The sequence below is a fragment of the Nocardia sp. Root136 genome (assembly GCF_001427185.1).
In the GTDB taxonomy this organism is placed as follows: Bacteria; Actinomycetota; Actinomycetes; order Mycobacteriales; family Mycobacteriaceae; genus Nocardia; species Nocardia salmonicida.
The window spans coordinates 1,550,107-1,567,337 of the sequence record NZ_LMFE01000001.1 but is presented as its reverse complement, the minus strand read 5'-3'; the positions used below and the strand labels follow the sequence as shown (position 1 = coordinate 1,567,337).

Genomic DNA, 17,231 nt, shown 5'->3' with positions numbered 1-17,231 from the left:
TCGCGAGCACATGGGTAACTCGTCGGGAACCGGCTGCCCGAGTCACCCCCATCACCGCTGGCCGCGTGCGATGCCTGCACGCACCTAGGTCTGGCCTGAGTCGCGGAGAGGCGGACGAGTTCTCTTGCATCTGAAGAGCTTGACGTTGAAGGGTTTCAAGTCCTTCGCGTCTGCGACCACTTTGCGCTTCGAACCGGGCATCACCTGCGTCGTCGGGCCGAACGGGTCCGGCAAATCCAATGTCGTGGACGCGCTCTCCTGGGTGATGGGCGAGCAGGGTGCCAAAGCGTTGCGGGGCGGGAAGATGCAGGACGTCATCTTCGCCGGGACCGTGGGGCGGGCACCGCTGGGTCGTGCCGAGGTGACGCTGACCATCGACAACTCCGACGGCGCGCTGCCCATCGACTACGCCGAGGTGTCGATCACCCGTCGCATGTTCCGCGACGGCGCGGGCGAGTACGAGATCAACGGCAGCACGTGCCGGTTGATGGATGTGCAGGAACTGCTGTCCGACTCCGGTATCGGGCGCGAGATGCACGTCATCGTGGGTCAGGGCAGGCTGTCGGCGATCCTGGAATCGCGGCCGGAGGATCGGCGCGCGTTCGTCGAAGAAGCCGCGGGCGTGCTCAAACACCGCAGGCGCAAGGAGAAGGCGGTCCGCAAGCTCGACGCGATGCAGGCCAACCTCGCCCGGCTCACCGACCTCACCACCGAACTGCGTCGCCAGCTCAAGCCGCTCAGCCGCCAGGCCGAGGTCGCTCGCCGCGCGCAGACCGTGCAGGCCGATCTGCGCGACGCCCGGCTGCGCCTGGCCGCCGACGACCTGGTGACCCGCCGTGGCGAGCTGGAGTCCCAGCTCAGCAAAGAGGCCTACGCCCGCGAACAGCAGATCAACGTGCAGACCGAACTCGACGCCGCCAATGCCGCACTCGCGCAGCAGGAGTTCCAGCTGTCGCGGCTCAGCCCCAGCGCCGAGGCCGCCGCGCAGACCTGGTTCCAGCTCTCGGCGCTGGCCGAACGGGTGAACGCCACCATCCGCATCGCCAGCGACCGGGCCAGGCATCTGCACACCGAGGCGCCGGTCGGCACCGGCCGCGACCCGGAGCAGCTCGAGGCCGAGGCCGAGCGGATCGAAGCCGAAGAGGCCGAACTGCGGTACGCGGTCGAGATGGCCACCGAGACCCTCGAGGCCGCGCGCGAAGCCCTCGCCGAGCGGGAACACGCCGCCAAGGCCGCCGAACAGGCGCACCTGGCCGCTGTGCGCGCGATCGCCGACCGCCGCGAAGGGCTGGCCCGGCTGTCGGGCCAGGTCGACACGTTGCGCACCCGCGCCCAGTCCGTGGACGCCGAGATCGCGCGCCTGTCCGTGGCCATCGCCGACGCCCGGCACCGCGGTGAGACCGCGCAGGTCGAATACGACTCGGTGCAGGACGAACTCGGTGAACTCGACGCGGGCGAGAAGGGCCTGGACGCCCAGCACGAACACGCCGTCGCCGCCCAGGGCCTGGCCGACGAGCGCGTGCGGGAACTGCGGGAACTCGACCGGGAGGCGAGCAAGCTGGTCGCCCGGCTCGGCGCCCGCATCGAAGCGCTCGGCATGAACCTGGCCCGCAAGGACGGCGCGGCCTGGCTGCTCGAACACGGCGTGAGCGGGCTCGGCGGGCGGCTGTCGGGCCTGTTGCGCGTGCAGTCCGGCTTCGAGGCCGCCGTGGCCGCGCTGCTCGGTCCGCTGGCCGATGCCATCACCGCCGATACCGCGACCGCCGCCGACTCGGCGGTGCGGGAACTGCGCAGTGGTGACGGCGGTCGGGTGGCGTTCGTCTTCGCCACCGACCGGGCGATACCGGCCGAGCGTTCCGCGTTGCCCGCCGGTGCGCAGTGGCTCGCCGACGTACTCGAAGGCGATGAGCAGGTGCGGCCCGCGCTGGCCGCGCTCACCGCCGACGTCGTGGTCGTCGATGATCTGGCGACCGCCACCGAACTCGTCGCCCTGCGCCCGGAACTGCGGGTGGTGACCCGCGACGGTGACCTGGCCGGTGCGGGCTGGGTCGTCGGCGGCTCCGAACGGATGCCGAGCCAGCTCGAGGTCCAGGCCGATATCGACGCCGCCACCGCGGAACTGGCGGCGGCGCAACGGCGGGCCGAGGAGTTGGAGGCGGCGCTGGCCGGCGCGCTCGCCGAACAGACCGACCGCAAGGACGCCGCCGACCACGCGCTGATGGCGCTGCACGAATCCGATCAGGCGCTGCTGGCGATCTACGACCGACTGGCCAGGGTCGGGCAGAGTGCGCGCGCGGCGCAGACCGAAGGGGAGCGGCTGGCCACCCAGCGCGCGGAAGCCGAAGCGGCGCGGGAGAAGTCACTCGCGTCCCTCGCCGAACTCGAGGACCGGCTGCGTCACGCCGAGATCGAACACGACGGCAGCGACGACAGTTTCGGCGCCGCGAGCACCGAGACCGCGGGGTACGCCCGGGAAGAAGCCGCCGCCGCGCTCGCCGAAGCCCGGACCATGGAGGTCGAGGCTCGACTGTCCGTGCGCACCTCGGAGGAACGCGCGGAATCGGTGCGCGGCAAAGCGGATTCGCTGCGCAGGGCCGCCCGTGGCGAGCGGGAGGCCAGGGCCCGCGCCGAACGTGCCCAGGCCGCTCGGCGCCAAGCGGCCGCCGTGGCCGCGGCGGTCGCCGAGTCGGGTAGCAAGATCAAGCACGAACTCGAGCAGGTCGTGGCCACCGCCGCGGCCCGACGTGACGAACTGGTCCGTCGCCGTGGCGAATGCGCCGCCGCGCTGGAACAGGTGAAGGAACGCGCACGCGCGCTGAACACCCAGCTGGCCCAGCTCACCGACGCCGTGCACCGCGACGAAGTCGCCAAAGCCCAAGCGGCACTGCGCATCGAACAGCTCGAGACGACCATCTCCGAACAGTTCGGCATCGCGCTGGCCGACCTCGTCGCCGAATACGGGCCCGACGTGGTGCTGCCGCCCTCGGCGCTGGAGATGCACGAGTACGAGCAGGCCAAGGAGCGCGGCGAACAGGTCAGCGCGCCGCAGCCGATGCCCTACGACCGGCCGACGCAGGAGCGCCGCGCCAAACGGGCCGAGAAGGACCTCACCACACTCGGCAAGGTGAATCCCCTTGCGCTGGAGGAGTTCGCGGCCCTCGAGGAGCGCTACACCTTCCTCGCCACCCAGCTCGAAGACGTGAAGAACGCGCGCAAGGACCTGCTCGACGTGGTCGCCGAGGTCGACGCCCGCATCCTGCAGGTGTTTACCGAGGCCTACGCCGATGTGGAACGCGAATTCGTCGGCGTCTTCGGAAAACTGTTCCCCGGCGGCGAGGGCAGGCTGGTGCTCACCGATCCGTCGGACATGCTCACCACCGGCATCGAGGTCGAGGCTCGTCCGCCCGGCAAGAAGGTCAAGCGCCTGTCGTTGCTCTCCGGCGGTGAGAAGTCGCTCACCGCAGTGGCTCTGCTCGTGGCGATCTTCCGCGCCCGCCCCTCACCGTTCTACGTAATGGACGAGGTCGAGGCGGCGCTGGACGACACCAACCTGCGCCGCCTGATCGGCCTGTTCGAACAGCTGCGGGAGAAGAGTCAGCTGATCGTCATCACCCACCAGAAGCCCACCATGGAGATCGCCGACGCCCTCTACGGCGTGAGCATGCGGGGCGACGGCATCACCCAGGTCATCTCGCAACGCCTGAACCGGGCCGAGGTCACCGACCCCGACCCGGTGTCGGCCTCCGCCTGAAGCCGGGGAGGCGACCAGAGTCTCAGTGGAGCCCGCTCGCTGGCGCCGTGGCGTCGATCCGGTCGAGGATCCGTTGGGTGCCGCCGCGTGCCAGCCAGTCGCGCAGGGAGGTCAGCTCCGGGTACAGGGCGCGTAGGGCGGGGATGTCGGCGTGCCAGCCGCCGGTTTCGCGGATCAGGCGCCAGGTGTTGCCGAGTTGGGGGCCGATCGCGTCGGCTTCCTCCTCGCTGATCTCGCGGTAGTGGACGGGGTGGCCGATGGCGGCGCTGATGGTGGCGGCCGCGTCGACCGGGGTGATGCCGTCACCCGCCAGTTCGAGGGTGCGGGCGTGCCAGGTTTCGGGGTCGGCGAAGGCCAGGGCGGCGAAGGCGCCGATGTCGTCGATGGCGATCATCTGGAGCGGGCGATCGGCGGGGAACAAGTGGGCGTGTTCGCCGCCTTCGCGGATGCCGTCGACGGGCGAGCCATGGAGGAGGTAGTTCTCCATGAAGCGCACCGGCCGCAACACGGTGTAGCGCAGGCCGGACGCCGCCAGGGCTCGCTCGATCTCTTGTTTGCCCCGCTGACCCCACGATCGCGCGTCGCCCATCGTGGCGACGCCGGTGAATACGATTTGCTCGACGTCAGCGGCGCGGGCCGCGTCGATCATGGCGATGCCGCGGCGGCCCTCGGTGTCCTCGCCCCAGCCTTTCACGCTGTAATCGGCTGGGGGAACCAGGAATACGGCTCGTGTTCCGGTCGCCGCGACACGCAGGGATACCGAGTCGTCGAAGTCGCCGACCGCCAGTTCGGCGCCCGCGTCGGCCAATGCGCGGGCGGCGGGGGAGTGGGGGTCGCGGACCAGAGCGCGAACATCGTGTCCCCGGCTGAGCAATCGGTGGGCGGTCGCGCCGCCCTGCTTGCCCGTCGCGCCGGTGACCAGAACGGGAAGTACTGATGTCATTGCGGAGGAGCTCCGTTTCGTGATCGATCGTGTGCCTACAATCGGGTCGGTCGACCCGTATTCCGGACGGTACGGGTGGGCACACCCGGTTGGCCAGGTCCGGTGCAGGGAAGGCGTAACGAAATGACGGTCGACCACGACGCGGAACCGGCGATCCGATCCGACGCGCGTCGCAACCGCGCGCTGATCCTGGCCGCCGCCCAGCGGGCGCTCGCCGAACGCGGCACCACGGTCTCGCTGGCGGAAGTGGCTCGCCGCGCGGGTGTCGGCGCGGGCACCGTCCATCGGCATTTCCCCACGAAAACCGATCTGCTGGAAGCGGTTATGCAACAGCGCGTCGATCGACTGGCGGCGTTGGCGGCCGAACACCTCACCGATCCGGACCCGGGTGCGGCCTTCTTCGCCCTGTGCACCCACGTGATCGTGACGACGCCCGGCAACAAGGACCTGTGCGACCTGGTGCAATCCGACGACGGCTGGCCCCGCGCCCTACTTCGCGACGCGGGCAACCGCTTCCACCGGGCACTGGGCGCTCTACTCGCCTCGGCCCAACGTCAGGGCGCGGTCCGGCGCGATGTGGTGATCACCGATGTCTTGGACATCTTCACCGGATGCGTTGCGATCCAACGACATCGACGGGCCGAGGATCCACTCGCCCCGGCCGTCGTCCTCGTCCTCGACGCGCTGCGAACGCGCCCGTCACCCGTAACGGAACTCGCGAAAATCGACCGTAACGAAACGACGGAAAGTAACGAAACCTCGGCTCCCTGCCCCATCTGTGGCGCGCCCGTCCGCCGACCGGGTATCGGTAGACCGGCCCGCTACTGCTCCCCGGCCTGCCGCCAGAAGGCGCACCGCCGACGCGATCTGCGAAACACCCGGGGCGGCGGGGGAGCTAGAGCAGATCGCTGACGTCGTCGGGGACGTCGACTGCGTATTTTCGCAGGATATCCATGGAGATGACCTCCAGCGCGTTCTCGTGGGTTGCGGCCAGGACCACGGGTGCGGCTACGCCGTCCTCGTGGGCGTGCAACCAGCGGACCGCCACCACGCACCAGCGGTCGCCCGGTTGCAGGCCGGGAAAATTGTTCTCTGGGCGGGGGGTGCTGAGGTCGTTGCCGATGGAGGCCTGATGCTCCAGGAATTCCGCCGTCACGACGGTGCACACGGTGTGGCTGCCGAGATCCTCCGGACCGGTGCTGCAGCAGCCGTCCCGGTAGAAGCCCGTGAGAGGATCGGCGCCGCACTCTTCCAGCGGCCCCCCAAGCACGTTTCGATCGGTCACTCCGCCGATCCTATGGGGCAAGCGCCAGAAGTTCCGCAGGACAACGAATCTGTAGTGTTTCCGCCATACCGCGACGCGCCCGGATACGCCTCCTCGACCTGCTGCGCAGACGCCGCCGACGTGCGGTAACTCCCCGCACGAATAGACTCGCCGGGTGAGTTCGCAAGCGTGGATCCTGATCGCCGCGATCGCCGCCGTCCTGTTGGTGGCGCTCGTCGCGGGTTTCGTCCTGTACAAGCGACGCCAGATTTCGCTGGCCCCGCCCGAGCCGGACAAGGAGTTGACGGACCGCTCCGGTGGTTACACCGCGTCCGGGGGGTTCAACTTCAGCCAGGGCGGCTCGACGGCGACAGTGATCGAGCCCGAACCCGTCCCGGAGCGCACCGATACCGACGGTCAACCGCACGTCGGCGACGACGCCGCGATCCCGCGTGACGCCCCGCGCCGCGGCATCACCGATGTTCCGCTGCCCGAGGGCGATGTCGTCATCGACGAGACTGTGGTCGTCCCGGACGACGCGTCCGCCCTCGACACCGCCGCACCGGCCGAGCCCGACACCGAGACCGCGCCTTCTGACGCTGCCCCCACGCGGGAAGCGCCCACCGACTCCGCGCCGACCGAGACTCCTTCCGCACCGGCTCCGGCCGAGGTCGACCCGGTCACCACCGCGATCGAAGAGATCGACCCCACCACGGGCCGTCTCGTCCGCCTGCGCGGCCGTTTGTCTCGCTCCCAGAACGCGGTCGGCAAGAGCCTGCTCGGCCTGCTCGGCGGCGGCGACCTCGACGAGGATTCGTGGGAGGAGATCGAAGACACCCTGGTGCTGGCCGATATCGGCACCGCGAGCACCGCGAAGATCGTCGAACGCCTGCGCGAAGAGATGGCCTCACGCAGCGTGCGCACTCCCGAACAGGCCCGCGCCGCCCTGCGTGACGTGCTCGTCGAGGCCCTGCGCCCCGAGCTCGACCGTTCCATCCACGCCCTTCCGCACGGCGACAAGCCCGCGATCCTGCTCGTGGTCGGCGTCAACGGCACCGGTAAGACCACCACCACCGGCAAACTGGCCCGCGTGCTCGTCGCCGACGGCCGCCGCGTGCTGCTCGGCGCCGCCGACACCTTCCGCGCCGCCGCCGCCGATCAGCTGCAGACCTGGGGCGAACGGGTGGGCGCCGAGACCGTGCGCGGTAAAGAGGCCGCCGACCCGGCCGCCGTCGCCTTCGACGCGGTCACCGCGGGCATCGACCGCGGCGTCGACGCGGTCCTCATCGACACCGCGGGTCGCCTGCACACCAAGACCGGCCTGATGGACGAGCTGGGCAAGGTCAAGCGGGTCGTGGAGAAGAAGGGCGAGGTCGACGAGGTGCTGTTGGTCCTCGACGCGACCGTCGGCCAGAACGGCCTGATGCAGGCGCGGGTGTTCGCCGACGTCGTCGATATCTCCGGCGTGGTGCTCACCAAGCTCGACGGCACCGCCAAGGGCGGCATCGTGTTCCAGGTGCAGCACGAACTCGGTGTGCCGGTGAAACTCGTCGGCCTCGGCGAGGGCGCCGACGACCTGGCGCCCTTCGAGCCAGGCGCGTTCGTCGACGCCCTGCTCGGGGGCACCGCGTAGCGGTTTCGTCGATGCCCGTCCGATCCAGCGATCGGGCGGGCATCACTGCTTTTCAGGGGCTGACATCACGGTTTCCGGGCAACGGCGTCGAGGCGAATCGCCGCGCGAACTCGTGGCGAATCGCACATCCGTACCGATCTCACCGTGAGCTGACAGGCTCATGCCAACCACACGAAACGTGGATGCAACACAACAGCGCTATCCGTTCACTCAGGTGAAACACCACAGCTCAACGGATGAAACACCGAGTGGCGACCCTTCTGTACAGGTCCTTTTGCCGTCATCGGCAGGGCCCGAGATGAGGAGGAACACAAGGTGGCATTTCCACTGATCGGCGCACCGGACGCCGGTGACACCGCCTGGATTCTGGCGTCGGCGGCCCTGGTGCTGTTGATGACGCCGGGTCTGGCGTTCTTCTACGGCGGTATGGTCCGTGGCAAGAACGTGCTGAACATGATCATGATGAGCGTCTCCGCGATGGGCCTGATCACCATCCTGTGGTGTCTATACGGCTTCTCGATGGCGTTCGGCGAGGACAAGGGCAAGCTGGTCGGTGATCCGCTCCAGTACTTCGGCCTCAAGGGCGTCCTTGGCGGCGACTATCTAGCGACTACCGACCCCGCGGCCCCCGCCGCCATCCCGCTGTTCGGCACGATCCCTCTCTCGGTGTTCGTCGCCTTCCAGCTCATGTTCGCGATCATCACGGTCGCACTCATCTCGGGCGCGGTCGCCGACCGCTTGAAGTTCGGGTCGTGGCTCGTATTTGCCGGAATCTGGGCCACGGTCGTCTACTTCCCCGTCGCGCACTGGGTGTTCGCCTTCAGCGGCTACACCGGTGAGAACGGCGGCTGGATCGCCAACAACCTCAAGGCGATCGACTTCGCCGGTGGTACCGCGGTCCACATCAACGCCGGCGCCGCCGGTCTGGTGCTCTGCCTGATCCTCGGCAAGCGCAAGGGCTGGCCGAAGACGCCGTTCCGTCCGCACAACCTGCCGTTCGTGATGCTCGGCGCCGGTCTGCTGTGGTTCGGCTGGTACGGCTTCAACGCGGGTTCGGCGCTGAGCGCCAACGGTGTCGCGGGTGCCACCTTCCTCACCACCACGATCGCCACCGCCGCCGCGATGATGGCCTGGCTGCTCGTGGAGAAGATCCGCGACGGTCACCCGACCTCGCTCGGCGCTGCCTCGGGCATCGTCGCCGGTCTGGTCGCGATCACCCCGGCCTGTTCCTCGGTCAACGTGGTCGGCGCCCTGGCTGTCGGTGTCGTCTCCGGTGCGCTGTGCGCCCTGGCTGTCGGCCTGAAGTTCCGCTTCGGCTTCGACGACTCGCTCGACGTCGTCGGCGTCCACCTCGTCGGTGGTCTGGTCGGCACGCTGATCGTCGGACTCGTCGCTACCAGCGAAGCTCCCGCAGGTGTCGATGGACTGTTCTACGGTGGTGGAGTCGAGCAGTTGAAGCTGCAGGCTGTCGGTGCCTTCGCCGTTCTCGCCTACTCGCTGGTCGCCACGGCCATCATCGCGTATGCGATCAAGTTCACGATCGGCCTGCGCGCCAGTGAAGAGTCCGAGGCTGCGGGCCTCGACGAAGCCGAGCACGCGGAAACCGCATACGATTTCGCTGCTGTGGGTGGCACGGCACGCACGCTCGTCAAGGAGGCATGACGAACATGAAACTGGTTACGGCAATCGTCAAACCGTTCACGCTCGAAGATGTGAAGTCCGGGCTGGAACAGGCAGGCGTGCTCGGCATGACCGTCAGCGAAGTCCAGGGATACGGCCGGCAGAAGGGCCACACCGAGGTGTACCGCGGTGCTGAGTACTCGGTGGATTTCGTTCCCAAGGTCCGGGTCGAGGTCGTCGTGGACGATGCGTCGGTCGAGAAGGTCGTCGAGGTGATCGTGGAGGCCTCGCGGACCGGCAAGATCGGTGACGGCAAGGTATGGGTGACCCCGGTGGACACCATCATCCGCGTCCGTACCGGCGAACGCGGAACCGACGCACTGTAATTCGGTCAGTCACGCACGAGGAATCGATCGAGCGGCGGCCCCGCTCCCACCGGTGAGAACTCCGGTCGGGGCGGGGCCGCCCGCATGAAATGGTGGTGTGGGCTGTGGCACAGCGGAACGGCGGTATTCAGAACAACGGAGCGGCGGATCTGGTCAAGGCCAGGGCGCAGCTGCTCGACGGAGCGGGCACCCGCAATCCGCGGCTCGATCCGGAATCGTTGCGCGAGGCCCTGGTCGACCTGTTCGAACTGTGGCTCACCAGTAAGGGCAACGAACTCGGCATCACCGCCGACAGCGGCCTGTCGGTCGTGGCGGTCGGCGGACTCGGCCGACGCGAGATGCTGCCGTACTCCGATCTCGACCTCGTGCTGCTGCACGACGACGTCGACCCGAAGGTGGTCTCCGAGGTCGCCGATCAACTCTGGTATCCCCTGTGGGACGCCCACATCAAGCTCGACCACAGCGTGCGCACCGTGCCGCAGGCGTTGCGAGTGGCCGCCGACGACATGATCGCCGGGCTCGGCCTGCTGGAAGCTCGCCACATCGTCGGCGACCAAGACCTCAGCAATCTGCTCATCGGCGGCGTGCGCCGGGAATGGCGCACCGGCATCAGGTCGCGCTTCGACGATCTCATCGCCCAGGCCACCGCACGCTGGCAGCGCAGCGGCGAGATCGCCCACCGCGCCGAACCCGATCTCAAGAACGGTCGCGGCGGGCTGCGCGATATCCAGCTGCTCGACGCGCTCGCGATCGCCCAGTTGACCGACGCCATGCCGGGTTTGGGCCCCGAGGTCCCCGGCGGCGGCCTGAAACAGGCACACCGGCGACTGCTCGACGTGCGCACCGAACTGCACCGGGTCGCCGGCCGGGCCCGCGATCAGCTGCGCGCCCAGGACGCCGATGAGATCGGCGCCGCGCTGCGCATCGGCGACCGTTTCGATCTCGCCCGGACATTGACCGATTCGGCGCGTACGGTGAGCTATTCGTGCGACGTCGGTCTGCGCACGGCCGCCAACGCGCTCCCGCGGCGCGGCCTGGCCAGACTGCGCCGCATGCCGGTGCGCCGACCACTCGATGAGGGGGTGGTCGAGCACTCCGGCGAGGTGGTGCTGGCCAGAGACGCCCGCCCGCAACGCGATCCAGGGCTGATCCTGCGGGTGGCCGCGGCGTCGGCACAGACCGGCCTGCCGATGTCGGCGACCACGCTCAACCGCCTGTCCGAGGACGCGCCCGAACTGCGCGAACCGTGGCCCAAGGACGCGCTCAACGATCTGCTCGTGCTGCTCGGCGCGGGCCGAGGCAGCATCGACGCGGTCGAGGCGCTCGATCGAACCGGATTGTGGGGCAGACTCTTTCCCGAATGGGGCGCGGTCCGCGATCTGCCGCCGCGCGATGCGATGCACACCTGGACCGTCGATCGGCACCTGATGGAGACCGTCGCCTTCGCGAGCAGCCTGAGCACCAGGGTCGCCCGGCCCGACCTGCTCGCGCTCGGCGCGCTGCTGCACGACATCGGCAAGGGGCGACAGGGCGACCACAGCATTGTCGGCGCCGAACTCGCCACGCATATCGGCCGCAGGCTCGGAATGTGGCCATCGGACGTGCGCACCCTCAGCGCGATCGTGCGCCACCACCTGCTCCTACCCGACACCGCGACCCGGCGCGACCTCGACGACCCGGCCACCGTGCAGCACGTCGCCGACGCGCTCGGTGGAGACGTCGGCCTACTCGAACTGCTGCACGCGCTGGCCGAGGCCGACTCGATGGCCACCGGCCCTGGTGTCTGGGGCGACTGGAAGGCCTCGCTGATCGGGGAACTGGTGCGTCGCTGCCGACTCGTCATGGCGGGCGAGCCACTGCCGCAACCGGAACCGATCGACCCGGAGCTGCTGGACAAGGCCAGGGCAGGCGGCGTACACGTCACCCTCGCGCCCGGCGACGGCAAGCACACCTTCGTGGTGACGGTGATCGCCCCCGACGAGCCGGGCCTGCTCTCCGACGCCGCCGGTGTTCTGGCACTACACGCGTTGCGGGTGCTCTCGGCCTCGCTGGGCAGCGCCGGGGATTCGGCGATCAACACCTTCGTGGTGATGCCGAAATTCGGCGATCCGCCGGACGCGGGCCTGCTGCGTCAGGAACTCATCCGGGCCACCACCGGCGCGCTCGACCTGCCCGCGGTGCTGGCCAAACGCGAAACCGACGCGGTCGGGACCGGGCCCGGCCGGTACGCGCGCGCCGCGCCGCGCCTGATCTGGTCACCGATCAGCACTCCCGGACAGGTGATCCTCGAGCTGCGCGCCGACGACCGGATCGGTTTGCTGAGCAGACTGGCCGGTGCCTTCGCCGCGACGGGAGCCAACGTCCGGTGGGCCAAGGTGGTCACGATGGGCTCGGCCGTGGTCGACGCCTTCTGCCTCGATCTGGGCGACGCCGACAGCCCGGCCCTGCGTGACCGCATCGAGAAGGCCGTCCTGGAGGTGGTTCCGCAGCCCGCTCCCGCCCCGCCGCCGACCGCGACAACCGAGGCCGACTGACACCGCAAGGACACGGTTTACTCACTGATTGCTATCAGGTTGCTACACGGCGTCCTCGCGGCCCGATAAGTCGATATGGGACCTATAGCATTCCCCTGGTCCGGCTGTCACTCGTACGAGGGGAGCTGATCCGTGGCTATCGAAGTCGTTTCCGCGTCAATGATGACCAGCGACGCGACCGCGCACATCGCGCGGTGCGTCGGTGGTGACCTGTGGGTGGTTTCGTGGTTGCCGGGTCGCACCCTCAGTGGTGCGCAGGCATTGGCCGCGATGACCATCGCCTCGACCGGCGCCCATCACGCCGACAGTGCCGATTCCGAATGGCTTCGGATCGAGGCACTGTCCCGGGAACTCGGCCTCACCGGCAGAGAAGCGGTGTACCTGGTGGACATCGAATCGCACGAGTTGCGCCGCACGGCGCCACCGCACGTGCAACATACCGAATAACCTCCATTACCCTGGGAGGGCAATAGACGTCCGACTTCGGTCAGACGACCTGAGACCCTTTCAGATCAGGAGCGCGATCGGTGTTCGAATCCCTGTCCGACCGGCTTACCGGTGCACTGCAGGATCTGCGCGGTAAGGGGCGTCTGTCACCGGCCGACATCGACGCCACCGCGCGCGAGATCCGCCTCGCACTCCTCGAGGCCGACGTCGCGCTGCCCGTGGTGCGCGGCTTCATCGCCAACGTCAAAGAACGCGCCAAGGGCGCGGAGGTCTCCGGCGCGCTCAATCCCGCGCAGCAGGTCGTCAAGATCGTCAACGAGGAACTCGTCGCGATCCTCGGTGGCGAGACCCGTCGCCTCAACCTCGCCAAGAACCCGCCGACAGTCATCATGCTGGCCGGTCTGCAGGGTGCGGGTAAGACCACGCTCGCGGGCAAGCTGGCCAAATGGCTCAAGGGTCAGGGGCACCAGCCGTTGCTGGTGGCCTGTGACCTCCAGCGTCCCGGCGCGGTCACCCAGCTGCAGGTCGTCGGTGAGCGGGCGGGCGTGCCCGTGTTCGCCCCGCACGGCGGCACCTCCATCGGTGGCGGCGAGAACCCGCTCGGGATCACCGCGGCCGACCCGGTCGCCGTCGCCGCGGCCGGTATCGAAGAGGCCAAGGCCAAGCAGTACGACGTGGTGATCGTCGATACCGCCGGTCGCCTCGGTATCGACGCCGAGCTGATGCGCCAGGCCGCGGGCATCCGCGATGCCGTGCAGCCGGACGAGACCCTGTTCGTGCTCGACGCGATGATCGGTCAGGACGCGGTCAGCACCGCCGAAGCCTTCCGCGACGGTGTCGGGTTCACCGGCGTCGTGCTCACCAAGCTCGACGGTGACGCTCGCGGTGGTGCGGCGCTGTCGGTGCGCAATGTCACCGGTGCGCCGATCATGTTCGCCTCCACCGGCGAGAAGCTCGAGGACTTCGACGTCTTCCATCCCGACCGGATGGCCTCGCGCATCCTCGGCATGGGCGATGTGCTCACCCTCATCGAGCAGGCCGAACAGGTCTACGACGCCGAGCAGGCCGAGGAGACCGCGCGCAAGATCGGCAGCGGCGAACTCACCCTCGAGGACTTTCTCGACCAGATGCTGGCCATCCGCAAGATGGGCCCGATCGGCAATCTGCTCGGGATGCTGCCGGGCGCCGGTCAGATGAAGGACGCGCTGGCCGCGGTCGACGACAAGCAGCTCGACCGGGTGCAGGCGATCATCCGGGGCATGACCCGCGCCGAGCGGGACAACCCGAAGATCATCAACGCCTCGCGGCGCCTGCGAATCGCCAACGGTTCCGGGGTGCAGGTCTCCGAGGTCAACCAGCTCGTCGACCGGTTCTTCGAAGCCAAGAAGATGATGGCGATGATGGGTCGGCAGATGGGGATGCCGGGAGCTCGCCGCGGCAACAACAAAAAGGGCGGTAAGAAGGGCAAGAAGGGTGGGCGTGGGCCCACTCAGCCGAAGATGCGCGGTGGGTTCCCCGGAATGCCCGCCGGGATGCCGGGGTTGCCGCCGGGCATGGACCTGTCGAACATGCCGCCCGGTCTCGATCAGCTGCCGCCCGGCCTGGAGGGGATCGATCTCTCCCAGCTGAAATTCCCCAAGAACTGAGTCGTTCGCACTGATAAAGCCGTGGCGGGTGATCGATCACCCGCCACGGCTTTATCATGCGCTCAGATCACGCCGGGGATCAACGCTTTGCGGGTGGTGGGGTAGTCGGCGAACTTCTCGCGGTACCACCGGTGGGTGGCGAAGGCGCGTGGCACCAGGTTCCCCGCGGTGATCAAGAAGATCGCGACGCCGGCCAGCGACCAGGTGAGCAGGGCGAATCCGGCCCAGGCGATCAGTTCGCCGAGGTAGGCAGGGCTGCTGACGAAGCGGAAGCCCGCGCCGTGCGGAACCTGGTACTCGGCGGCGCCGGGGTTGTTCTTGTCCCGCAGATTGCGCACGATCGCTTCGGACCGCACCAGCAGTCCGAAGCCGCACAGGTACACGACCAGCCCGATCAGAAAGCGCGGATCGGTGAGCCAGGCGGTGCCGTACTGGTTGTTGTAGTCGTTGCTGAAGAACGCGCCGTTGAGATAGCCGTGCAGCGCCGTCACGAACACGCCCGCCGCGACCACCGAGACATTGAAACTGCTCGTCTTGCCCGGCACCTGCCGGATGGAGAGCGGGAAGAACCAGCCACGGTTGCCGTAGTGCAGCAACCAGATGGCGGCCAGCACCAGCGGCACGGGTTCGAAGCGATCGGGGCCGCTGAGATAGAACACCGCGAACACGACGGTCGCGGGCAGTTCCATCAGCCACCAGCCCAGTTTGGGGTTGAGATTGAAGCCGACCTTGTTCGAGGCGAAGCGGCCGTAGGGGCTCTGCGCGAACAGTCCGCCGACGATCACGAACGCGGCGAAGCCGAAGGCGATGGCCAGCACGGTGTCGTAGGTGGTGTTCCCGGTGTACCAGTCCATCGAGATCCTCTTGTCCAACAGGCGCCGGGCACGATCGCCGACGCAAAACTAGAACACGTTCTATCATGGATCGCGCAGGGGAAGCGTGAGTATGGAGGACGTACATGCCGTTGGATCGGACCGCCGAGGACCTGCTCGCGGCTGTGCAGGCATCACCGCGTGCCGTTGCCGCGCACGACAAGACCGCTTGGGTCGGGCTGTTCGCGGAGACGGCCGCGGTGCACGACCCGTACGGCTCGCGTGAGCACATCGGCCCCGACGCGATCTCGCGCTTCTACAACGTTTTCATCGCGCCGAACTCCATCGCCTTCCGCATCGATCGCGACCTCGTCGCCGGGTACACGGTGGTGCGTGACCTGCACATCGAGACCACGATGTCGACCGGCGCCACCGTCACCGTGCCGATGCATCTGCGCTACGACCTGGTCGGCACCGACGGCGGCTGGCGGATCGCCCGGCTCGCCGCGCACTGGGAGCTGGGGGTGATGATCGCGCGACTGCTGCGCACGGGGCCGTCCGGAGTGCTCGCGGGCGCGAAGCTCGGACCGCAACTCGTCGCCGAGCTCGGAATCGGCGGTGCGATGGGAATGATGCGAGCCCTGCGCGGTGTGGGCGGGTCGGGCAAGCGCCTCGTCCGCAGACTGTTCGCCGCGGCCGCATCCGGCGACTCGGGTGGCGTGCGGGCGCTGCTCGATGAGCGGACGGTGATCGAGCTGCCCGTCGGGCACCCGATCTCGGTGGCGGAATTCGCCGACCGCGCGCGAGACATGGAGTGGGACAAGATGATCGCCGCAGGGCGCACCGTCAGTGTGAGCGTGAGAGTTGGTGCGTCGCGAGGCGTGGCCTTCATCGATTTCGCGCCGGACCGGCCGCGTATCACCGCAGTGCGGGTCTTTCTCGACGGCGATCCTTCGGACGACTGACACTCGCCCGGTTCTGCCGCGATGAGTGGTGCCTCGGCGCGTGTGCGGGTGCTGATCGTGCGCGGTAGGTTCGGTCTCAGACCGACTACTGGAGGTTCGTGTGCATCTGCGAGGTGTGGTTCTTCCCGACGACCGGGAGCGCGATCTCTGGGTCGTCGACGGCGTAGTGACGTTCGAGCCGATGCGCGGTGCCGAAACCCTGTGCAACGCAGGGTGGATCGTGCCGGGCCTGGTCGACGCCCACTGTCATGTCGGGATCCGCTACGGCGGCGGCGACGAGACCCACGAGGGCGCGATCGAGCAGGCCGAGACCGAACGTGACGTGGGCGCGTTGCTCCTGCGCGACGCGGGCTCGCCGATCGACACCCGATTCATCGACGAGCACGCCGAGCTGCCGCGGATCATCCGCGCGGGCCGCCATATCGCCCGGCCCAAGCGCTACATCCGTGAACTCGGCATCGAGCTCGACGACGAACGCGACCTGCCCGAGATCGTCGCCGAGCAGGCCCGCTTCGGCGACGGCTGGGTCAAGATCGTGGGGGACTGGATCGACCGAACCGTCGGCGACCTGCGGCCGCTGTGGAGTGACGACATCCTGAAGCAGGCCATCGACGCGGCCCACGCGAACGGAGCCAGGGTCACCGCGCACGTGTTCGGTGAGGACGCGCTGCCCGGCCTGATCAACGCGGGCATCGACTGCCTCGAGCACGGCACCGGCATCACCGACGACACCATCGAGCTGATGGTGGCCAACGGCACCGCCCTCGTTCCCACCCTGATCAATATCGACACCTTCCCCGGCATCGCCGACAGCGCCACGAAGTTTCCGGTCTACGCCGCCCACATGCGCGATCTGCACCGCCGCGTCCGCGACACCGTCGGCAAAGCCCACGAGGCGGGCGTGCCGATCTACGCGGGCACCGACGCGGGCGGTTCCATCCGGCACGGCCGCATCGCCGACGAGATCACCGCTCTGTCCGGCGCGGGCCTGTCACCCCACGAGGCCCTCGGCGCGGCCTCCTGGAACGCCCGCACCTGGCTCGGCCGTCCCGGTATCGAAGAGGGCGCCCCGGCCGATTTCGTCGTCTACGCCGACGACCCCCGGGTGAACCCCCAGTCGCTCACCGACCCACAATGGGTTGTCCTGCGTGGCCTGGTGGTGAAGACCCCCGATCCGGTCACCGGGCATCGCTGAATCGGCGTTGCGCGGCATTAGCGGAGGCGATTTCC

General features: G+C 68.6%; 13 protein-coding genes. 10 read left to right on the top strand and 3 right to left on the bottom strand.

The window, feature by feature from the left end:
- The first annotated feature begins 124 nt into the window (after positions 1-124).
- Positions 125-3,751: a chromosome segregation protein SMC gene (smc, locus tag ASD42_RS07355; RefSeq protein ID WP_056811863.1), complete on the top strand. Its 3,627-nt coding sequence runs from the start codon at positions 125-127 to the stop codon at positions 3,749-3,751.
- Between the two features lie 22 nt (positions 3,752-3,773).
- Here smc and ASD42_RS07350 read toward each other — a convergent pair whose 3' ends face one another.
- Positions 3,774-4,694, bottom strand: coding sequence for an NmrA/HSCARG family protein (locus tag ASD42_RS07350; protein ID WP_056811861.1), 921 nt, complete (start codon positions 4,692-4,694; stop codon positions 3,774-3,776).
- Between the two features lie 123 nt (positions 4,695-4,817).
- Between ASD42_RS07350 and ASD42_RS07345 the strand changes: the two genes are divergently transcribed.
- Entirely contained in the window at positions 4,818-5,606 is a 789-nt protein-coding gene (locus ASD42_RS07345; protein WP_056811857.1) for a TetR family transcriptional regulator, read from the top strand.
- Here the strand turns inward: ASD42_RS07345 and ASD42_RS07340 are convergent.
- Positions 5,590-5,979, bottom strand: coding sequence for a DUF2237 family protein (locus ASD42_RS07340; protein WP_014987060.1), 390 nt, complete (start codon positions 5,977-5,979; stop codon positions 5,590-5,592). The two genes, ASD42_RS07345 and ASD42_RS07340, sit on opposite strands and share 17 nt — an antisense overlap.
- A gap of 154 nt (positions 5,980-6,133) precedes the next feature.
- On the opposite strand from ASD42_RS07340, the gene ftsY reads away from it, so the two are divergent.
- From ftsY to ffh, 6 genes are all read left to right on the top strand, one after another.
- Complete coding sequence (ftsY, locus tag ASD42_RS07335; protein WP_056811854.1) at positions 6,134-7,591, top strand: signal recognition particle-docking protein FtsY; 1,458 nt, start codon at positions 6,134-6,136, stop codon at positions 7,589-7,591.
- Positions 7,592-7,906: 315 nt separating this feature from the next.
- Complete coding sequence (locus tag ASD42_RS07330; protein WP_056811851.1) at positions 7,907-9,253, top strand: ammonium transporter; 1,347 nt, start codon at positions 7,907-7,909, stop codon at positions 9,251-9,253.
- A 5-nt stretch (positions 9,254-9,258) separates the two neighbouring features.
- Positions 9,259-9,597, top strand: a complete 339-nt coding sequence (locus ASD42_RS07325; protein WP_056815692.1) for a P-II family nitrogen regulator — start codon at positions 9,259-9,261, stop codon at positions 9,595-9,597.
- A gap of 89 nt (positions 9,598-9,686) precedes the next feature.
- Positions 9,687-12,131: a [protein-PII] uridylyltransferase gene (locus tag ASD42_RS07320; RefSeq protein ID WP_056811848.1), complete on the top strand. Its 2,445-nt coding sequence runs from the start codon at positions 9,687-9,689 to the stop codon at positions 12,129-12,131.
- A 132-nt stretch (positions 12,132-12,263) separates the two neighbouring features.
- The gene (locus ASD42_RS07315) at positions 12,264-12,578 is read left to right on the top strand and encodes a hypothetical protein (RefSeq protein ID WP_235569337.1); all 315 of its coding nucleotides are present in this window, start codon (positions 12,264-12,266) and stop codon (positions 12,576-12,578) included.
- Positions 12,579-12,658: 80 nt separating this feature from the next.
- Positions 12,659-14,224: a signal recognition particle protein gene (gene ffh / locus ASD42_RS07310; RefSeq protein WP_056811842.1), complete on the top strand. Its 1,566-nt coding sequence runs from the start codon at positions 12,659-12,661 to the stop codon at positions 14,222-14,224.
- Between the two features lie 62 nt (positions 14,225-14,286).
- On the opposite strand, the gene ASD42_RS07305 is transcribed toward ffh, so the two are convergent.
- Positions 14,287-15,078, bottom strand: a complete 792-nt coding sequence (locus tag ASD42_RS07305; RefSeq protein WP_056815689.1) for a 3-oxo-5-alpha-steroid 4-dehydrogenase — start codon at positions 15,076-15,078, stop codon at positions 14,287-14,289.
- A 104-nt stretch (positions 15,079-15,182) separates the two neighbouring features.
- Here ASD42_RS07305 and ASD42_RS07300 point away from each other — a divergent pair, with 104 nt between their 5' ends.
- Positions 15,183-16,001: a nuclear transport factor 2 family protein gene (locus ASD42_RS07300; protein ID WP_056811839.1), complete on the top strand. Its 819-nt coding sequence runs from the start codon at positions 15,183-15,185 to the stop codon at positions 15,999-16,001.
- A gap of 100 nt (positions 16,002-16,101) precedes the next feature.
- On the top strand, positions 16,102-17,196 hold the full coding sequence (locus ASD42_RS07295; protein WP_056811838.1) for a metal-dependent hydrolase family protein: 1,095 nt from the start codon (positions 16,102-16,104) through the stop codon (positions 17,194-17,196).
- Positions 17,197-17,231: the final 35 nt, after the last annotated feature.

Bases quoted from the DNA above. Each gene is read 5' to 3' on its own strand.
- ASD42_RS07350 (WP_056811861.1), bottom strand. From the start codon at position 4,694: ATGACATCAGTACTTCCCGTTCTGGTCACCGGCGCGACGGGCAAGCAG.
- ASD42_RS07345 (WP_056811857.1), top strand. From the start codon at position 4,818: ATGACGGTCGACCACGACGCGGAACCGGCGATCCGATCCGACGCGCGT.
- ASD42_RS07325 (WP_056815692.1), top strand. From the start codon at position 9,259: ATGAAACTGGTTACGGCAATCGTCAAACCGTTCACGCTCGAAGATGTG.
- ASD42_RS07320 (WP_056811848.1), top strand. From the start codon at position 9,687: ATGGTGGTGTGGGCTGTGGCACAGCGGAACGGCGGTATTCAGAACAAC.
- ASD42_RS07305 (WP_056815689.1), bottom strand. From the start codon at position 15,078: ATGGACTGGTACACCGGGAACACCACCTACGACACCGTGCTGGCCATC.
- ASD42_RS07300 (WP_056811839.1), top strand. From the start codon at position 15,183: ATGCCGTTGGATCGGACCGCCGAGGACCTGCTCGCGGCTGTGCAGGCA.